This window comes from Rhodoferax sp. RT5P35 (genome assembly GCF_056521385.1).
On sequence record NZ_JBWMAX010000249.1, the window covers coordinates 1 to 1,170 of the forward strand.

A 1,170-nucleotide genomic window follows, 5' to 3' on the forward strand; every position below is an offset into this window, starting at 1 on the left:
GGATTTGTCGGCTTGCTCCACGACCTGGGTGGTCTTGCTGAACACCGAGCCGGGATGGGTCCACTGGCGGTAGCCCAGGTACATCAGGTACAGCGCCCCGGCGGTCTTCAGCCCGGCTAACAGCCATGCCGAGGTATGCAGCAAGGTGCCCAGCCCGGCCATGGCAATGCCCGACACCACAAAAACCCCTACCGCGCTGCCGACGGAACTGCCCAACAGCGTCTTGCGCAGGCCCCATGCCATCGTGTTGGACATCGCCAGCAGCACGGCTGGGCCGGGGGTGAACGCGGTCACCAGGGAAATGGTGATGAACAGGAGCCAGGCGGAGGGTGTCATGGGGCGTGCACAGTGCGGTGGGGGTTTACCAATTTACCCGATGCAGGCTTCAACCCCACGGAAGCCACCACCAGGCCGCCGCACCCAGCGCCACCCATACGGCCACGATGAGCACCGCGCCGATCCAGCTACGCGGCTTGGCCTTTTGGGCCTGCATCCACGCGTCGGCCTGGCCCCGGCAGTCCGCCAGCACCTCGGGCGGCAGCAGCCGGATGGTGAGCCAGATCAGGCCCGGCAGCAGCAGCACATCGTCCACATAGCCCAGCACGGGGATGAAGTCGGGAATCAGGTCGATCGGGCTCAGCGCATACGCCACCACCAGGCCGCCCAGCGCCTTGGCGTACCACGGCGTGCCCGGGTGCTGGCCCGCAAACCACAGCGTCACGCCGTCGCGTTTGATTCGCTTGGCCCAGTTTTTCAAGTTGTCGCTGATGCTCATGGGCGCAATTTTGTCAGAGATTCGCCTTATGTCCCTATTGTCACGGGCCTCTGCGGCGCGTCTCTGGCGCTTACCTACTTCAAGTCCCGCTTCTGGTCGACTTCGGGTGCCCATTTGGTTGAAATCTCGACCAGTCAGCAGACAGTCGGCCTCCCGACACTAATGACAGGTATCGGGCGGGCATTTTGAATTTCCGAAGACCCGGTTACGCTGCCAAACAGTCCTTCCGCCTGCTCATGCTTCTTCTTCACCAAAACCAAACTCCCAAGTTATGACACGTTGGAATCAGAACGACCGGATTTTGATTCGCAATGAATCGCTTGATTGACCGGAATATGCTGCCGCAGTCGCCGCAAGACCAATAGGTGTCGAGCCTGCACAGGTCTTTTTCAACA

2 protein-coding genes are annotated in these 1,170 nt (G+C 61.4%); both read right to left on the minus strand.

What is annotated here, in order from left to right; genetic code table 11:
- On the minus strand, positions 1–336 hold a 336-nt coding region (locus tag AC097L_RS25390), incomplete at its 3' end, for a LysE family translocator (protein WP_479589477.1).
- 49 nt (positions 337–385) lie between these two features.
- The gene (locus tag AC097L_RS25395; RefSeq protein ID WP_479589478.1) at positions 386–775 is read right to left on the minus strand and encodes a YkvA family protein; all 390 of its coding nucleotides are present in this window, start codon (positions 773–775) and stop codon (positions 386–388) included.
- Positions 776–1,170: the final 395 nt, after the last annotated feature.